14 protein-coding genes and 1 rRNA gene (1 of these 15 running past the window's edge) are annotated in these 17,453 nt (G+C 42.8%); 8 read left to right on the top strand and 7 right to left on the bottom strand.

Features of this window, described 5'->3' with window-relative positions:
- Positions 1–95: 95 nt before the first annotated feature.
- From rsmG to rpmH, 7 genes are all read right to left on the bottom strand, one after another.
- A complete protein-coding gene (rsmG, locus tag BV11031_RS18995; RefSeq protein ID WP_039074869.1) occupies positions 96–815 on the bottom strand; it encodes a 16S rRNA (guanine(527)-N(7))-methyltransferase RsmG in 720 nt (239 codons plus the stop codon).
- Between the two features lie 13 nt (positions 816–828).
- Complete coding sequence (gene mnmG / locus BV11031_RS18990) at positions 829–2,715, bottom strand: tRNA uridine-5-carboxymethylaminomethyl(34) synthesis enzyme MnmG (protein ID WP_129550836.1); 1,887 nt, start codon at positions 2,713–2,715, stop codon at positions 829–831.
- Positions 2,716–2,735: 20 nt separating this feature from the next.
- Positions 2,736–4,115 (bottom strand): tRNA uridine-5-carboxymethylaminomethyl(34) synthesis GTPase MnmE, encoded by a 1,380-nt coding sequence (gene mnmE / locus BV11031_RS18985; protein ID WP_121641655.1) that lies wholly within the window; start codon positions 4,113–4,115, stop codon positions 2,736–2,738.
- Between the two features lie 311 nt (positions 4,116–4,426).
- The gene (gene jag, locus BV11031_RS18980; protein ID WP_121641656.1) at positions 4,427–5,053 is read right to left on the bottom strand and encodes an RNA-binding cell elongation regulator Jag/EloR; all 627 of its coding nucleotides are present in this window, start codon (positions 5,051–5,053) and stop codon (positions 4,427–4,429) included.
- Positions 5,050–5,835, bottom strand: a complete 786-nt coding sequence (gene spoIIIJ / locus BV11031_RS18975; protein WP_129550835.1) for a YidC family membrane integrase SpoIIIJ — start codon at positions 5,833–5,835, stop codon at positions 5,050–5,052. Before spoIIIJ ends, jag begins: the two co-directional genes overlap by 4 nt.
- Positions 5,836–5,979: 144 nt before the next feature.
- Complete coding sequence (gene rnpA / locus BV11031_RS18970; RefSeq protein WP_003242628.1) at positions 5,980–6,330, bottom strand: ribonuclease P protein component; 351 nt, start codon at positions 6,328–6,330, stop codon at positions 5,980–5,982.
- Between the two features lie 150 nt (positions 6,331–6,480).
- Positions 6,481–6,615: a 50S ribosomal protein L34 gene (gene rpmH / locus BV11031_RS18965; protein ID WP_003178075.1), complete on the bottom strand. Its 135-nt coding sequence runs from the start codon at positions 6,613–6,615 to the stop codon at positions 6,481–6,483.
- Between the two features lie 621 nt (positions 6,616–7,236).
- Here rpmH and dnaA point away from each other — a divergent pair.
- From dnaA to BV11031_RS18925, 8 genes are all read left to right on the top strand, one after another.
- Positions 7,237–8,577, top strand: coding sequence for a chromosomal replication initiator protein DnaA (dnaA, locus tag BV11031_RS18960; protein ID WP_039074864.1), 1,341 nt, complete (start codon positions 7,237–7,239; stop codon positions 8,575–8,577).
- A gap of 186 nt (positions 8,578–8,763) precedes the next feature.
- Positions 8,764–9,900 (top strand): DNA polymerase III subunit beta, encoded by a 1,137-nt coding sequence (gene dnaN / locus BV11031_RS18955; protein WP_039074863.1) that lies wholly within the window; start codon positions 8,764–8,766, stop codon positions 9,898–9,900.
- A gap of 131 nt (positions 9,901–10,031) precedes the next feature.
- Positions 10,032–10,247, top strand: coding sequence for a ribosome maturation protein RlbA (gene rlbA, locus BV11031_RS18950; RefSeq protein WP_003219264.1), 216 nt, complete (start codon positions 10,032–10,034; stop codon positions 10,245–10,247).
- Positions 10,248–10,262: 15 nt separating this feature from the next.
- The gene (gene recF, locus BV11031_RS18945) at positions 10,263–11,375 is read left to right on the top strand and encodes a DNA replication/repair protein RecF (protein ID WP_129550834.1); all 1,113 of its coding nucleotides are present in this window, start codon (positions 10,263–10,265) and stop codon (positions 11,373–11,375) included.
- Positions 11,376–11,392: 17 nt separating this feature from the next.
- The gene (gene remB / locus BV11031_RS18940) at positions 11,393–11,638 is read left to right on the top strand and encodes an extracellular matrix regulator RemB (RefSeq protein ID WP_039074861.1); all 246 of its coding nucleotides are present in this window, start codon (positions 11,393–11,395) and stop codon (positions 11,636–11,638) included.
- 54 nt (positions 11,639–11,692) lie between these two features.
- Entirely contained in the window at positions 11,693–13,609 is a 1,917-nt protein-coding gene (gene gyrB, locus BV11031_RS18935; RefSeq protein WP_039074860.1) for a DNA topoisomerase (ATP-hydrolyzing) subunit B, read from the top strand.
- Positions 13,610–13,819: 210 nt separating this feature from the next.
- Positions 13,820–16,285, top strand: a complete 2,466-nt coding sequence (gyrA, locus tag BV11031_RS18930) for a DNA topoisomerase (ATP-hydrolyzing) subunit A (RefSeq protein ID WP_129550833.1) — start codon at positions 13,820–13,822, stop codon at positions 16,283–16,285.
- Positions 16,286–16,623: 338 nt separating this feature from the next.
- Positions 16,624–17,453, top strand: a 16S ribosomal RNA gene (locus BV11031_RS18925); it runs 720 nt beyond the window's last position.

The raw sequence follows: 17,453 nt of genomic DNA, 5'->3' as shown, positions 1-17,453 counted from the left end.
GCCATTTTTATAATTCTATTTTCTCATGGTTTTTCCTGCTGTACATCCATCAATTTTGAGGAATATGATGGTATTGTCACATCAGGCTGTCTAAATTACCCTTCAATTGGCGATTTATTAGGAGTTCCCGGTTTTCTTGGATACTTCTTAGGCGTACTTTTTTTCTTGCGTATCACCATAATGTTACGATCGCTTTCTTCAATAGGCAGCTTAAAGGAATGGGTATGCTCAAGTTCTCCTCCAAGCGTCGTGATCGCTTTTTTGCCGGCATTCAGTTCTTCTTCTGCTGATGCGGCTTTTAAAGCAACAAATAAACCGTTTTTCTTCACCAGAGGCAGGCAAAGTTCGCTTAAAACAGATAGTCTCGCAACTGCTCGCGCCGTCACAATATCATAGCTTTCCCGGACATCTTTCCGCTGTCCGAATGTTTCAGCTCTGTCATGGCAGAATGTCGTATTCTCCATTTGCAAAGCTTCAGACAACTTTTCTAAAAACGTAATCCGTTTGTTTAGTGAATCCACGATTGTGACATGGAGGTGCGGAAAGCATATTTTAATCGGAAGACTCGGAAAACCCGCTCCCGCTCCAACATCACAAATCGTGTTCACTTGGTTGAAGTCGACATAAAAAGCGGCTGTAATGGAATCATAAAAATGCTTAAGATACACTTCTTTTTTCTCTGTAATGGAAGTCAGATTAATTTTTTCGTTCCATTCAACCAACATGTCGTAATACAGCTCAAATTGCTCCAGCTGGCGGGGAGAAAGGGATATCCCTTTTTCCGCCAAACCAGAAGTGAATTCTTCAATATTCATGCCGTCATCCTTTCTATTCGGCTATCTTCGCAATGCGTCCCTGCTCTAAATACACCAATAGAATTGAAATGTCCGCTGGATTTACACCGGAAATGCGGGAAGCTTGGGCAACAGACAGAGGCCGTACATCTTTCAGCTTTTGACGCGCCTCAGTCGCGATCCCTTTAATTGCGTCATAATCAATTCGATCCGGAATTTTCTTATTTTCCATCTTCTTCAGTTTTTCCACTTGCTGAAGAGATTTTTCAATATATCCTTCATATTTCACTTGGATTTCTACTTGTTCTGCCACGTCTTGCGGAACCGGCACTTCTGGCGGCGCCAGTTTTGTGACTGTTTCATAGTTCATTTCAGGACGTTTCATCAAGTCTGTGCCGCGAACCCCATCTTTCAATTCGCTTCCGCCAAGAGAACGGATATATTCTTGATTTTCCGGAGACGGCTTGATAATCACAGAATACAGACGTTTTTTCTCCGCTTCGATCGCCGCTTTTTTCTGTTCAAAAGCTGCATAGCGCTCATCAGAAATCAATCCAATGCGATGTCCGATTTCTGTCAGGCGCAAATCAGCATTGTCATGGCGAAGAAGCAATCTGTATTCAGCACGTGATGTGAGAAGACGGTATGGTTCGTTTGTTCCCTTCGTGACAAGGTCATCAATCAGAACACCAATGTAGGCGTCAGAACGGCTCAGAATCACTTCTTCTTCTCCAAGCGCTTTTCGCCCTGCATTGATCCCCGCCATAATTCCTTGTCCCGCAGCTTCTTCATAACCGGATGTTCCGTTAATTTGGCCAGCAGTATAAAGGTTTGTGATTTTTTTCGTTTCAAGTGTCGGCCATAGCTGTGTCGGTACGATCGCATCATACTCAATCGCATAGCCGGCTCTCATCATTTGCACGTTTTCAAGACCCGGAATCGTTGCAAGCATTCTTTGCTGTACATCTTCTGGAAGACTTGTAGATAAACCTTGGACATAGACTTCCTGTGTATTTCTGCCTTCCGGCTCAAGGAAGATTTGGTGACGCGGTTTATCATTAAAACGGACAACTTTATCTTCAATGGACGGGCAATATCTAGGGCCCGTGCCTTTGATCATGCCGGAATACATCGGTGAACGGTGCAGGTTGCCGTCGATAATCTCATGTGTTTCAGGGCTTGTATATGTCAGCCAGCAAGGAAGCTGATCTGTAATATATTCCACTGTTTCATATGAGAAAGCGCGAGGCACATCGTCACCAGGCTGAATTTCCGTTTTGCTGTAATCAATCGTGTCGCTTTTCACGCGAGGCGGCGTACCTGTTTTAAAACGAACAAGTTCAAAGCCCAGTTCCTCCAAATGCTCAGAAAGCTTAATAGAAGGCTGCTGGTTATTTGGACCGCTTGAGTAAGACAGATCTCCAAGAATGATTCGTCCTCTTAAATATGTCCCTGTCGTCATGACAACCGCTTTCGCACGATAATGCGCGCCTGTTTGTGTAATGACACCGCGGCATTCGCCGTCTTCAACGATCAGCCGCTCCACAATTCCTTGCAGCATTGTTAAGTTTGGTTCTTTTTCAAGTGTATTTTTCATTTCGTGCTGATATTGGAATTTGTCTGCTTGCGCACGCAATGCACGGACGGCAGGACCTTTTCCAGTATTCAGCATTCTCATTTGTATATGCGTTTTATCGATGTTTCTGCCCATTTCTCCGCCGAGCGCGTCAATTTCGCGGACGACAATCCCTTTTGCGGGGCCGCCGACAGACGGATTACATGGCATAAATGCAACCATATCTAGGTTGATGGTCAAGACAAGTGTTTTGGCGCCTTGACGTGCTGATGCGAGGGCAGCCTCAACACCGGCATGCCCGGCGCCAATCACAATCACATCGTATTGGCCTGCTTCATACCCCATGATTCTCGTTCCTCCTTTTATTATTTTCCTAAACAGAATTGTGAAAAGAGCTGATCAATTAAGCTTTCATGGACAGCATCTCCGATGATTTCGCCCAAAAGCTCCCAGCATCTTGTCAGGTCGATTTGCACCATGTCGATCGGGACATCCTGTTCGATGCCGCTAAGCGCATCTTCAATGGCACGGTTTGCTTGCTGTAAGATAGAGATATGACGTGTATTGCTGACATAAGTCAGATCTCCGCTTTCAATAGCACCAGTATAGAACAGCGATTGAATCGCTTCTTCCAAATCATTGATGCCTTCCTCTTTTAAAAGAGATGTCGTAACAACAGGACGTCCATTGGCAAGCTCACGGACATGCTCACTGTCAATCTTCGCCTCAAGGTCAGTCTTATTCATAATCACGATAACATCCATGCCCTCAACGGCTTCAAAAAGCTTTACGTCTTCTTCAGAAAGCTCTTCACTATAATTAAGCACAAGTAAAATCAGGTCCGCTTCCTTAAGAACCTGGCGAGAACGTTCAACACCGATTCGTTCAACAATATCCTCTGTTTCACGAATACCCGCTGTATCAACTAGACGAAGCGGAACGCCTCTTACATTAACGTATTCCTCAATCACATCCCGAGTCGTTCCGGGTATATCAGTCACAATGGCTTTCGCCTCATGAACAAGGCTGTTCAGAAGAGATGATTTCCCTACATTTGGCCGGCCGATAATAACAGTAGATAGACCTTCACGCAAGATTTTCCCTTGCTCAGAAGTCCTCAGCAGTGCCTCAATTTCTTTTTTCACGGCGGTTGCCTTTTCAACCAAAAGCTGATGCGTCATTTCCTCTACATCATCGTACTCCGGATAATCTATATTTACCTCAACATGAGCCAGCGTTTCTAAAATCTCACTGCGTAAACGGCGCACCAAAGCAGAAAGACGCCCTTCCATTTGATTCATGGCGACGTTCATTGCCCGGTCCGTTTTTGCTCTGATTAAGTCCATAACCGCTTCTGCCTGTGAAAGATCGATTCGGCCGTTTAAAAACGCGCGTTTTGTAAATTCACCAGGCTCTGCCAATCTCGCTCCCTCTCTTAATGCGAGCTGAAGCACTTGGTTCACAGTCACAATTCCCCCGTGACAGTTAATTTCGATGACATCTTCACGTGTAAAAGTTCTCGGCGCTTTTAACACTGATACCATTACTTCCTCAACGACACGATCCGAAGGTCTGTCTACGATGTGACCATAATGAATCGTATGTGATTCAACCGAGCTGAGTGTTTTCCCCTTCGGCCCTTTATACATTTTATCTGCGATTTGAATTGCTTCTGGTCCGCTCAACCGTACAATCGCAATCGCGCCTTCTCCCATCGGTGTGGAAATTGCCGCAATTGTATCCATGCTGTTCACCTCTCTTTACTTATACTTTCATCTATATAAAAAAATTTTTATTATGCCAAAACTAAAAGATAACATAGTTTGGTTCGAAGTGGAAGATGTGTTATCCACAGAATAAGGGATTCACCCTCTATTACTTTAACTTATCCACATGTGAATAACAATTAATTTTATTTCCTGAACTTCCTTTTTATCAACAGGATACACCTAAAAAGAAAAAACTTAAACGGCAAAAGCTTGATATGACTAGGAAAAATAGATTTTTCTCATACAAAAAAACCGAAATCCGCTTTTTACCGGACTTCGGTTTTATGCTATTTTTTATGGGAAATAACGAGATGGCGATTTTCGCCTTCACCCATTGAATACGTTTTGATCTGGTGATTTGCATACTCAGAAAGAGTATCATGAATGATTTTTCTTTCACTGGACGGCATAGGTTCAAGATGAACTTCTTTTTTCGTTTTCAAAACCTGGTCTGCAAGCCTGATGGCCAACTGACTCAGTGTATCTTTTCTTTTTAAACGATAGTTTTCTGCATCTACCGTGACATTTTTGAATTGCCCTGGATAACGATTAATGACAAGCTGTGTCAAAGTTTCAAGAGCATTTAAGGTTTGTCCTCTTTTTCCAATCAACAATGCCGCTTTTTCGCCTGTTATATGGAAACTCACCGTCTTTTTGTTTTCTTTTACGGTCACTTCAGACTTCCCGGCAATGGCTTCGGCAATCGTATGAAGATAAGACTTCGCTTGCTGAATTGGATCAACCTTTTCAACAAGCTTTACGACCGCCGGCTTTTTACCGAAAATACCGAGAAACCCTTTGTTTCCCTCTTCAATAACGGTAATATCCACCTTATCCATTGTTAATTCCAGCTCTTGTAATCCGGACTGTACTGCTTCATCGACATTTCGCCCTGCAGCAGTTACATTTCTCACTTTTTCTTTCCTCCAGCTTTTTGCGGTTCAGGATCTTTTTTAATATCAGGTCCTTTGATAAGGAAAGTTTGCGCAATCATAAACAAGTTACCGACTACCCAATAAAGAGAAAGAGCCGCCGGGAAATTGATCGCAAATACGATAATCATGATCGGCATAATCCAAAGCATCATCGCCATTTGCGGATTTTGCTGCGCATTGCCCGCCATCATCAGCTTTTGCTGAACAAATGTAGCGACCCCGGCAACGATAGGAAGAATATAGTAAGGGTCTTTTTCTCCTAAGTCAAACCATAAGAAGCTATGCTCTGATATCGCCTGTGTTCTCATGATCGCATGATAGAATCCAATTAAAATCGGCATCTGGATTAAAATCGGGAAACATCCCGCCAACGGATTGACACCGTGCTTTTGGAATAAAGCCATTGTTTCCTGCTGAAGCTTTTGCTGCGTTTTTTGATCCTTTGAGCTGTATTTTTCTTTAAGCTTTTGCATTTCCGGCTGTAAAGCCTGCATCGCTTTCGAACTTCTCAGCTGCTTAATCATCAGCGGCAAAATTAATAAACGAATTAAAATGGTAACAAGAATAATTGATAGTCCATAGTTATCTCCCGTGACTTTCGCTACATACGTAATGAGCTCAGACAAAGGATATACTACGTACTTGTCCCAAAAATGCGAACTATCTGCAGTGATCGGCTTTTGCACACTCGAGCATCCAGCCAAAAGCATGAATACGCCAACCATACTTAATAGCAACCCTATTCTCCTTTTCAACAACATTTCCTCCTATAATTAATCTTTACACTCTTTTATTGCAAAGCATACTTGTATGTATTTTAGCATCTTTCAGATTTAAATGGTGCCTTTTTCTGTTCAACCAGAAAGGAAGCGCTTTTAAAAGTGATCAGAAAGCAATGCCCTTGCTTACTTTGACGAAGATTTCTTATATAAAGAAGACTTCCTGAATAGATGCTGCAGACTTTTTTTCGTTTCCTCATATGTCAGCTGGCTCGCCGGTTTTCTGGCAATAATGATGTAATCCTTTTCCTTCAGTCTCTCTTTCTCTTCAAGAAAGGCCTGCCGAATCAAACGTTTGATTCGATTTCGCATCACAGCGTTGCCAATTTTTTTGCTGACGGAAAGCCCGACACGCAGCTCATCGTTTTCAGGCTGATCAAGCGTATATAAGACAAACTGGCGGTTCGCTACTGATGTCCCATGCTTAAACACTTTTTGAAAATCTTCATTTTTCTTTAAACGATTTCGCTTCTTCAAATGACTCACTCCGATACTGGCTGCCAGAAACTTTTAAAATTTATGATGAAAAATGAGATGCATCAGAACCAGGAAGCGCCCCGGTTCATTTCGCATCACATTTATCTTTTCCCATAAAGTGAAAAAAGACCACTGACATTATTCAGTGGCCTAAGCTGATAATACTTTTCTGCCTTTGCGGCGACGGCGTGCTAAAACTAGACGACCGTTTTTTGAACTCATACGGCTTCTGAAGCCATGAACTTTACTGCGTTTACGGTTATTCGGTTGGAATGTTCTTTTCATTTATGACACCTCCCTCGAGGAATAGCTGTTAAAGACAGTCTTACTTATTATATTTGCGTTACCTGTTCATTGTCAACTTCACTAGTGCTTTTATTTCTTGCAACCATAATAGGATACCATACCTTTTCAACTTTCGAAACCTTATTTTTAAGATTCCTTAAATTAACGAAAAAAGATAACCTACTCATTCTCCCTAAAATGCGAGTGTGGATATCTTTTCCGCCTTTTTTTAGTATCCACAGAGGTTATCGACAACATTTTCACGTTACCAACCCCTGTGGACAAAAAATTTTCAACAGGTTGTCCGCTTTGTGGATAAGATTGTGACACCCATTGCAAGCTCTCGTTTATTTTGGTATTATATTTGTGTTTTAACTCTTGATTACGAATCTCACCTTCCCTCCTTATCCACAAATTGTGGATAAGTTGTGGATTGATTTCACACAGCTTGTGTAGAATGTTGTCCACAAGTTGTGAAATTTGTCGAAAAGCTATTTATCTACTATATTATATGTTTTCAACATTTAATGTGTACGAATGGCAAGCGCCATTTGCTCTTTTTTTGTGTTCTATAACAGAGAAGGATGCCATTTTCTACGAAAAGGAGGGACGTGCCGGAAGATGGAAAATATATTAGATCTGTGGAATCAAGCTCTAGCTCAAATCGAAAAAAAATTGAGCAAACCGAGTTTTGAAACTTGGATGAAATCAACCAAAGCTCACTCACTGCAGGGAGATACATTGACAATCACCGCTCCTAATGAATTTGCCAGAGACTGGCTGGAGTCCAGATACTTGCATCTTATTGCAGATACAATATATGAATTAACCGGGGAAGAATTGAGCATTAAGTTTGTCATTCCTCAAAATCAAGATGTTGAAGACTTTATGCCGAAACCGCAAGTCAAAAAAGCGGTCAAAGAAGAGACATCTGATTTTCCTCAAAATATGCTCAATCCAAAATACACTTTTGATACTTTTGTCATCGGATCTGGAAACCGATTTGCACACGCTGCTTCTCTCGCAGTAGCGGAAGCACCCGCGAAAGCATACAACCCTTTATTTATCTATGGGGGCGTCGGCCTAGGGAAAACACACTTAATGCATGCGATCGGCCATTATGTAATAGATCATAATCCTTCTGCCAAAGTGGTTTATCTGTCTTCTGAGAAATTTACTAACGAATTCATCAACTCTATCCGGGATAATAAAGCCGTCGACTTCCGCAATCGCTATCGAAATGTTGATGTGCTTTTGATAGATGATATTCAATTTTTAGCGGGAAAAGAACAGACCCAGGAAGAATTTTTCCATACATTTAACACATTGCACGAAGAAAGCAAACAAATCGTCATTTCAAGTGACAGACCGCCAAAAGAAATTCCGACACTTGAAGACAGATTGCGCTCACGTTTTGAATGGGGCTTGATTACGGATATCACACCGCCTGATTTGGAAACGAGAATTGCGATTTTAAGAAAAAAAGCCAAAGCAGAGGGCCTCGATATTCCGAACGAGGTTATGCTCTATATCGCAAATCAAATCGACAGCAATATTCGGGAACTTGAAGGAGCATTGATCAGGGTTGTTGCGTACTCATCTTTAATTAATAAAGATATTAATGCTGATCTGGCCGCTGAGGCGCTGAAAGATATTATTCCTTCTTCAAAACCGAAAGTGATTACGATAAAAGAAATTCAAAGGGTAGTAGGCCAGCAATTTAATATTAAGCTTGAGGATTTCAAAGCAAAAAAACGCACAAAATCAGTTGCTTTTCCGCGTCAAATTGCCATGTATCTATCAAGGGAGATGACGGATTCCTCTCTTCCTAAAATCGGGGAAGAGTTTGGAGGCCGTGACCATACGACCGTTATTCATGCGCATGAAAAAATTTCAAAACTGCTGACAGACGATGAACAACTTCAGCAGCATGTAAAAGAAATTAAAGAACAGCTTAAATAGCAGGCGGGGATTAATCGGGGAAAGTGTGAATAACTTTTCAGTAGTCATACACAGTCTGTCCACATGTGGATAGGCTGTGTTTCCTGTCTTTTTCACAACTTATCCACAAATCCACAAGCCCTACTATTACTTCTACTATTTTTTTAAAATATATATATTAATACATTATCCGTTAGGAGGATAAAAATGAAATTCACGATTCAAAAAGATCGTCTTGTTGAAAGTGTCCAAGATGTATTAAAAGCCGTTTCATCCAGAACTACAATTCCCATCTTGACTGGTATTAAAATCGTTGCGTCAGATGATGGAGTATCCTTTACAGGAAGCGATTCAGACATTTCTATTGAATCCTTTATTCCTAAAGAAGAAGGAGATAAGGAAATCGTCACGATAGAACAGCCTGGAAGCATCGTCTTACAAGCCCGCTTCTTTAGTGAAATTGTAAAAAAACTTCCGATGGCAACTGTCGAAATCGAAGTACAAAATCAGTATTTGACAATTATCCGTTCCGGAAAAGCTGAATTTAACCTAAACGGGCTTGATGCCGATGAGTATCCGCATTTGCCGCAAATCGAAGAGCATCATGCGATACAGATTCCAACTGATTTGCTGAAAAATCTAATCAGACAAACAGTGTTCGCGGTGTCCACCTCAGAAACACGGCCTATCTTGACAGGTGTAAACTGGAAGGTGGAGCAAAGTGAATTATTATGCACTGCGACGGATAGCCACCGTCTGGCATTAAGAAAAGCGAAACTTGATATTCCGGAAGACAGATCTTATAACGTCGTGATTCCAGGGAAAAGCTTAACTGAACTCAGTAAGATTTTGGATGACAATCAGGAACTTGTAGATATCGTGATTACAGAAACCCAAGTTCTGTTTAAAGCCAAAAACGTCTTGTTTTTCTCACGGCTTCTGGACGGTAATTACCCGGACACGACCAGCCTGATTCCGCAGGAAAGCAAAACAGAAATCATTGTGAACACAAAAGAATTCCTTCAGGCGATTGATCGTGCATCCCTTCTAGCCAGAGAGGGACGCAACAACGTAGTGAAACTTTCTGCAAAACCTGCTGAATCCATTGAGATTTCGTCTAACTCACCTGAAATCGGAAAAGTAGTGGAAGCCATTCTTGCAGATCAAATTGATGGTGAGGAATTAAATATCTCATTTAGTCCAAAATATATGCTGGATGCACTAAAGGTGCTTGAAGGAGCGGAGATACGCGTAAGCTTTACAGGTGCAATGAGGCCTTTCTTAATTCGCACGCCGAATGATGAAACGATTGTACAGCTTATCCTTCCTGTCAGAACCTATTAATCCGATACACCGCTGCCGACCTGTTCGGCAGCTTTTCTATTCGGCATCAGCTCCGATAAGTTTTCCCTTTCCCTAATCCGTTTTTTTTTAGTACAATTAGATATTAGTGATATTTGAAAGAGGTCGATAAAATGGCAAATCCGATTTCAATTGATACAGAGATGATTACACTTGGACAATTTTTGAAATTAGCCGATGTCATTCAGTCAGGCGGTATGGCGAAGTGGTTTTTAAGCGAGCATGAAGTGCTAGTGAACAACGAGCCGGATAACCGCCGAGGCAGAAAGCTGTATGTTGGAGATGTGGTAGAGATTGAAGGATTTGGTTCATTTCAAGTTGTCAATTAAAGCGGGTGATACTGATTGTATATCCAGAACTTAGAACTGACATCTTACCGCAACTACGACCATACTGAACTCCAATTTGAAAACAAAGTAAATGTCATCATCGGAGAAAACGCCCAGGGGAAAACAAATCTCATGGAGGCGATCTATGTCTTGTCCATGGCGAAGTCGCATCGGACATCAAATGACAAAGAACTTATACGGTGGGAAAAAGACTATGCTAAAATAGAGGGAAGAGTGATGAAGCAAAACGGGGCGATCCCGATGCAGCTCGTCATCTCCAAAAAGGGTAAAAAGGGCAAGGTCAATCATATTGAACAGCAAAAGCTCAGCCAGTATGTCGGGGCCCTCAATACCATCATGTTCGCACCGGAAGATTTAAATCTGGTAAAGGGAAGCCCTCAAGTGAGAAGGCGGTTTCTCGACATGGAAATCGGACAGGTTTCCCCTATCTATCTGCATGATCTTTCTCTTTACCAGAAAATCCTTTCCCAGCGAAATCATTTTTTGAAGCAGCTGCAAACAAGAAAACAAACTGACAGAACAATGCTCGATGTCTTGACCGATCAGCTTGTAGAAGTTGCGTCAAAAGTCGTCGTAAAACGCCTGCAGTTTACAGCGCAGCTCGAAAAATGGGCACAGCCTATTCATACGGGCATCTCAAGAGGGCTTGAAGAGCTGACCCTGAAGTACCATACGGCTCTTGAGGTATCAGATCCTGAAGACTTGTCGAAAATAGGAGATAGCTATCAAGAAGCGTTTTCTAAATTAAGAGAAAAAGAAATTGAGCGCGGTGTTACGCTTTCGGGGCCTCATCGTGACGATGTCCTTTTCTATGTGAACGGACGCGATGTGCAGACGTATGGTTCTCAAGGACAGCAGCGAACAACGGCATTGTCCCTTAAACTGGCGGAGATTGACCTGATCCATGAGGAAATCGGAGAATACCCCATTTTACTATTGGATGATGTATTAAGTGAGCTGGATGATTATCGCCAGTCGCACTTGCTTCATACGATCCAAGGCCGTGTACAAACGTTTGTCACAACGACAAGCGTTGATGGCATTGATCACGAAACCTTACGTCAAGCAGGAATGTTCCGTGTGCAGAACGGTGCGTTAGTGAAGTGAAGAAATGAGGTGGGCAATTGTATATTCATTTAGGAGATGACTTTGTGGTTTCAACACGGGATATTGTCGGCATTTTTGATTTTAAAGCCAACATGTCGCCTATTGTTGAAGAATTTCTGAAAAAACAGAAACGCAAGGTGGTGCCTTCCGTAAACGGCACGCCAAAATCTATCGTAGTCACGGTTCAGAATATATATTACTCTCCCTTATCTTCCAGCACATTAAAAAAACGTGCGCAATTTATGTTTGAAATAGATTCTTAGAAGTTTTTTATCACGAATATATCGTTTAGAAAAGTGTAGGTGAATGACGTGGCTATGGAACAGCAGCAAAACAGTTATGATGAAAATCAGATACAGGTTCTAGAGGGATTGGAAGCTGTTCGTAAAAGACCGGGTATGTATATCGGTTCAACAAACAGCAAAGGCCTTCACCATCTGGTATGGGAAATTGTCGACAATAGTATTGACGAAGCCCTCGCCGGTTATTGTACGGATATCAATATCCAAATCGAAAAAGACAACAGCATCACAGTGATAGATAATGGCCGCGGTATTCCAGTCGGTATTCATGAAAAAATGGGCCGGCCTGCGGTAGAAGTCATTATGACGGTGCTTCATGCCGGAGGAAAATTTGACGGAAGCGGTTATAAAGTATCCGGAGGATTGCACGGTGTAGGTGCGTCAGTCGTAAACGCGCTTTCAACCGAGCTTGTTGTGACAGTACATCGTGACGGTAAAATCCACCGTCAAACCTATAAACGCGGAGTCCCGGTTTCAGACCTTGAAATCATTGGTGAAACAGATCATTCAGGAACGACAACACGTTTTTTCCCGGATCCTGAGATATTCACAGAAACAACTGAGTATGATTATGATCTGCTTGCTAACCGTGTGCGCGAATTAGCCTTTTTGACAAAAGGCGTAAACATCACGATTGAAGATAAACGTGAAGGACAAGAGCGCAAAAATGAGTATCATTACGAAGGCGGAATTAAAAGTTATGTAGAGTATTTAAACCGTTCTAAAGAGGTTGTCCATGAAGAGCCGATTTACATCGAAGGTGAAAAAGACGGCATTACGGTTGAAGTGGCGTTGCAGTATAATGACAGCTATACAAGCAACATTTACTCGTTTACAAACAACATTAACACGTATGAAGGCGGGACTCACGAAGCAGGCTTCAAAACAGGTCTGACTCGTGTGATCAACGATTACGCCAGAAAAAAAGGGCTTATTAAAGAAAATGATCCGAACCTAAGCGGAGACGATGTAAGAGAAGGGTTGACCGCGATTATTTCCATCAAACACCCTGATCCGCAGTTTGAAGGCCAAACGAAAACAAAACTAGGCAACTCAGAAGCACGGACGATCACCGATACGTTATTTTCTACGGCAATGGAAACATTTATGCTTGAAAATCCGGATGCGGCAAAAAAAATCGTCGACAAAGGTTTAATGGCGGCCAGAGCTAGAATGGCTGCGAAAAAAGCGCGTGAATTAACACGCCGCAAGAGTGCTTTGGAAATTTCAAACCTTCCCGGCAAGCTAGCGGACTGCTCATCAAAAGACCCGAGCATCTCCGAGTTATATATCGTAGAGGGTGACTCTGCCGGTGGATCAGCTAAACAAGGCCGCGATAGACATTTCCAAGCCATTTTGCCGCTTAGAGGTAAAATCCTGAACGTTGAAAAAGCAAGATTAGACAAAATTCTTTCTAACAACGAAGTTCGTTCTATGATCACGGCACTCGGCACAGGTATCGGGGAAGATTTCAATCTGGAGAAAGCCCGTTATCACAAAGTTGTCATTATGACAGATGCGGACGTTGACGGTGCGCACATCAGAACACTGCTATTAACGTTCTTTTACAGATATATGCGCCAAATCATTGAAAATGGCTATGTGTACATTGCACAGCCGCCGCTCTATAAGATTCAACAGGGGAAACGTGTTGAATATGCATACAATGACAAAGAGCTTGATGACCTGTTACAAACTCTTCCTCAAACGCCTAAGCCTGGATTGCAGCGTTATAAAGGTCTTGGAGAAATGAATGCCACTCAGCTATGGGAGACAACCATGGATCCGAGCTCTAGAACACTTCTTCAGGTAACTCTTGAAGATGCAATGGATGCGGATGAGACGTTTGAAATGCTGATGGGCGATAAAGTAGAACCGCGCCGAAACTTCATAGAAGCGAATGCGAGATACGTTAAAAATCTTGACATCTAATCATAAAAAGCCTTATTTCCAATATGAAATAAGGCTTTTTTCTGAACAAGATCAGATACAGTCATGCTTGCAATACCTATATATTCTAGCAATTTAATGTGTATAATCATAAGTTTATTGATATAATGGAGAATAGTGAAATCGTATTGAAGATCATAATGGACAATCTACTCCCACATATTTCATGTGATACTTCAGGGAGGTTTTTTAATGAGTGAACAAAACACACCACAAGTTCGTGAAATAAATATCAGTCAGGAAATGCGTACGTCCTTCTTGGATTATGCAATGAGCGTTATTGTGTCCCGGGCTCTTCCGGATGTTCGTGACGGTTTAAAACCGGTTCATAGACGGATTTTGTATGCAATGAACGATTTGGGCATGACAAGTGACAAGCCTTATAAAAAATCCGCACGTATCGTCGGAGAAGTTATCGGGAAATACCACCCGCATGGTGATTCAGCGGTATATGAATCCATGGTCAGAATGGCGCAGGATTTCAACTATCGTTATATGCTCGTTGACGGTCACGGAAACTTCGGTTCTGTTGACGGGGACTCAGCGGCTGCCATGCGTTATACAGAAGCAAGAATGTCTAAAATCTCAATGGAGATCCTTCGAGACATCACAAAAGACACAATCGATTATCAGGATAACTATGACGGATCAGAAAGAGAACCTGTCGTTATGCCTTCAAGGTTCCCGAATCTGCTCGTAAACGGTGCTGCGGGAATTGCGGTAGGTATGGCAACAAACATTCCTCCACACCAGCTGGGAGAAGTTATTGACGGTGTACTTGCTGTCAGTGAAAATCCTGAAATCACAATACAGGATCTTATGGAGGTTATTCCAGGTCCTGACTTCCCGACTGCGGGTCAAATCTTAGGACGCAGTGGCATCCGAAAAGCATACGAAACTGGCCGAGGCTCTATCACAATCCGGGCAAAAGCTGAGATCGAACAAACATCTTCAGGTAAAGAAAGAATTATCGTTACAGAGTTACCTTACCAAGTAAATAAGGCGAAACTAATCGAGAAGATTGCTGATCTTGTAAGGGACAAGAAGATAGAGGGTATTACAGATCTGCGTGATGAATCAGACCGTACAGGAATGAGAGTTGTCATTGAAATCAGACGCGATGCCAATGCAAATGTTATTTTAAACAATCTGTACAAACAAACTGCTTTGCAAACATCTTTTGGTATCAACCTGCTTGCACTTGTTGACGGTCAGCCGAAGGTTTTAAATCTAAAGCAATGCTTAGAGCATTACCTTGACCATCAAAAAGTCGTAATTAGACGCCGTACTGCCTATGAATTGCGTAAAGCGGAAGCGAGAGCTCACATCTTAGAAGGTTTGAGAGTGGCTTTGGATCATCTCGATGCAGTTATTTCCCTTATCCGTAATTCTCAAACGGCTGAAATTGCGAGAACAGGTTTAATTGAACAATTCTCACTGACAGAAAAGCAAGCACAAGCGATCCTCGATATGAGGCTGCAGCGTTTGACAGGATTGGAACGTGAGAAGATCGAAGAAGAATACCTATCTCTTGTTAAATTAATTGCAGAGCTAAAAGACATCTTGGCAAATGAATATAAAGTGCTTGAGATCATCCGCGAAGAACTCACAGAAATCAAAGAGCGCTTTAACGATGAAAGACGTACAGAGATCGTCACTTCCGGACTAGAGGCAATTGAAGATGAAGATCTCATCGAGAGAGAAAACATTGTTGTCACACTGACGCACAACGGATACATCAAACGTCTTCCTGCATCAACTTACCGCAGTCAAAAACGAGGCGGAAAAGGGGTGCAGGGAATGGGAACAAACGAAGATGATTTCGTTGAGCATTTGATTTCCACCTCAACACATGACACGATTCTCTTCTTCTCGAATAAGGGGAAAGTGTATCGTGCAAAAGGATATGAAATCCCTGAATACGGCAGGACAGCAAAAGGAATCCCGATTATCAACCTATTGGAAGTAGAAAAGGGTGAATGGATCAACGCGATTATTCCAGTCACTGAATTCAACGCGGATCTTTACCTTTTCTTCACCACAAAGCACGGGGTTTCAAAACGGACTTCGCTTTCTCAGTTCGCTAATATCCGTAACAATGGCTTGATTGCTCTGAGTCTTCGTGAAGATGATGAATTGATGGGTGTACGTCTGACTGACGGCACAAAACAAATGATCATCGGTACGAAAAACGGATTACTGATCCGTTTCCCTGAAACAGATGTCCGGGAAATGGGAAGAACTGCAGCAGGTGTAAAAGGCATCACCTTGACCGATGACGACGTTGTTGTGGGCATGGAGATATTAGAGGAAGAATCACATATCCTCATCGTAACTGAAAAAGGTTACGGAAAACGAACTCCGGCTGAAGAGTACAGAACCCAAAGCCGTGGCGGAAAAGGACTCAAAACAGCGAAAATCACTGAGAACAACGGCCACTTAGTAACAGTTAAAGCCACTAAAGGTGAAGAGGATCTAATGATTATTACAGCCAGCGGCGTACTCATTAGAATGGACATCAATGACATCTCTATCACTGGACGTGTCACTCAAGGTGTGCGCCTCATCCGAATGACAGATGAAGAGCATGTTGCTACAGTAGCATTAGTAGAGAAAAATGAAGAAGACGATCTAGAAGAATCACAAGAAGAAGTGTGAGAAAAAGCGCAGCGAACCAGCTGCGCTTTTTTTGACATAACCCTTTACAGCCATAATAAATATGGTATAATCATTTCTGTTGTCTTTTAAGAGACGCAAACATGACTAGCAAAAACTTTTTCAAAAAAGTATTGACCTAGTTAACTAAAAATGTTACTATTAAGTAGTCGCTTCGAGAGAAGCACGCAAAGTTCTTTGAAAACTAAACAAGACAAAACGTACCTGTTAATTCAGTTTTAAACAAATCGCACAGCGATGTGCGTAGTCAGGGGCCTGCACGATGCAGGTCATGCAGATGTTGTCACAGGATGTGACGAACTTAATCTGCGCTCCATTACTTTATGGAGAGTTTGATCCTGGCTCAGGACGAACGCTGGCGGCGTGCCTAATACATGCAAGTCGAGCGGACAGATGGGAGCTTGCTCCCTGATGTTAGCGGCGGACGGGTGAGTAACACGTGGGTAACCTGCCTGTAAGACTGGGATAACTCCGGGAAACCGGGGCTAATACCGGATGCTTGTTTGAACCGCATGGTTCAAACATAAAAGGTGGCTTCGGCTACCACTTACAGATGGACCCGCGGCGCATTAGCTAGTTGGTGAGGTAATGGCTCACCAAGGCAACGATGCGTAGCCGACCTGAGAGGGTGATCGGCCACACTGGGACTGAGACACGGCCCAGACTCCTACGGGAGGCAGCAGTAGGGAATCTTCCGCAATGGACGAAAGTCTGACGGAGCAACGCCGCGTGAGTGATGAAGGTTTTCGGATCGTAAAGCTCTGTTGTTAGGGAAGAACAAGTGCCGTTCGAATAGGGCGGCACCTTGACGGTACCTAACCAGAAAGCCACGGCTAACTACGTGCCAGCAGCCGCGGTAATACGTAGGTGGCAAGCGTTGTCCGGAATTATTGGGCGTAAAGGGCTCGCAGGCGGTTTCTTAAGTCTGATGTGAAAGCCCCCGGCTCAACCGGGGAGGGTCATTGGAAACTGGGGAACTTGAGTGCAGAAGAGGAGAGTGGAATTCCACGTGTAGCGGTGAAATGCGTAGAGATGTGGAGGAACACCAGTGGCGAAGGCGACTCTCTGGTCTGTAACTGACGCTGAGGAGCGAAAGCGTGGGGAGCGAACAGGATTAGATACCCTGGTAGTCCACGCCGTAAACGATGAG

Source organism: Bacillus vallismortis, assembly GCF_004116955.1.
GTDB lineage: Bacteria > Bacillota > Bacilli > Bacillales > Bacillaceae > Bacillus > Bacillus vallismortis.
This window is presented reverse-complemented; position numbering and strand designations above follow the sequence as displayed.

What these genes read in the sequence shown, in the direction of transcription:
- rsmG (WP_039074869.1), bottom strand. Translation starts at nt 815, where the DNA reads ATGAATATTGAAGAATTCACTTCTGGTTTGGCGGAAAAAGGGATATCC.
- mnmG (WP_129550836.1), bottom strand. Translation starts at nt 2,715, where the DNA reads ATGGGGTATGAAGCAGGCCAATACGATGTGATTGTGATTGGCGCCGGG.
- mnmE (WP_121641655.1), bottom strand. Translation starts at nt 4,115, where the DNA reads ATGGATACAATTGCGGCAATTTCCACACCGATGGGAGAAGGCGCGATT.
- spoIIIJ (WP_129550835.1), bottom strand. Translation starts at nt 5,835, where the DNA reads ATGTTGTTGAAAAGGAGAATAGGGTTGCTATTAAGTATGGTTGGCGTA.
- rpmH (WP_003178075.1), bottom strand. Translation starts at nt 6,615, where the DNA reads ATGAAAAGAACATTCCAACCGAATAACCGTAAACGCAGTAAAGTTCAT.
- dnaA (WP_039074864.1), top strand. Translation starts at nt 7,237, where the DNA reads ATGGAAAATATATTAGATCTGTGGAATCAAGCTCTAGCTCAAATCGAA.
- dnaN (WP_039074863.1), top strand. Translation starts at nt 8,764, where the DNA reads ATGAAATTCACGATTCAAAAAGATCGTCTTGTTGAAAGTGTCCAAGAT.
- rlbA (WP_003219264.1), top strand. Translation starts at nt 10,032, where the DNA reads ATGGCAAATCCGATTTCAATTGATACAGAGATGATTACACTTGGACAA.
- gyrB (WP_039074860.1), top strand. Translation starts at nt 11,693, where the DNA reads ATGGAACAGCAGCAAAACAGTTATGATGAAAATCAGATACAGGTTCTA.
- gyrA (WP_129550833.1), top strand. Translation starts at nt 13,820, where the DNA reads ATGAGTGAACAAAACACACCACAAGTTCGTGAAATAAATATCAGTCAG.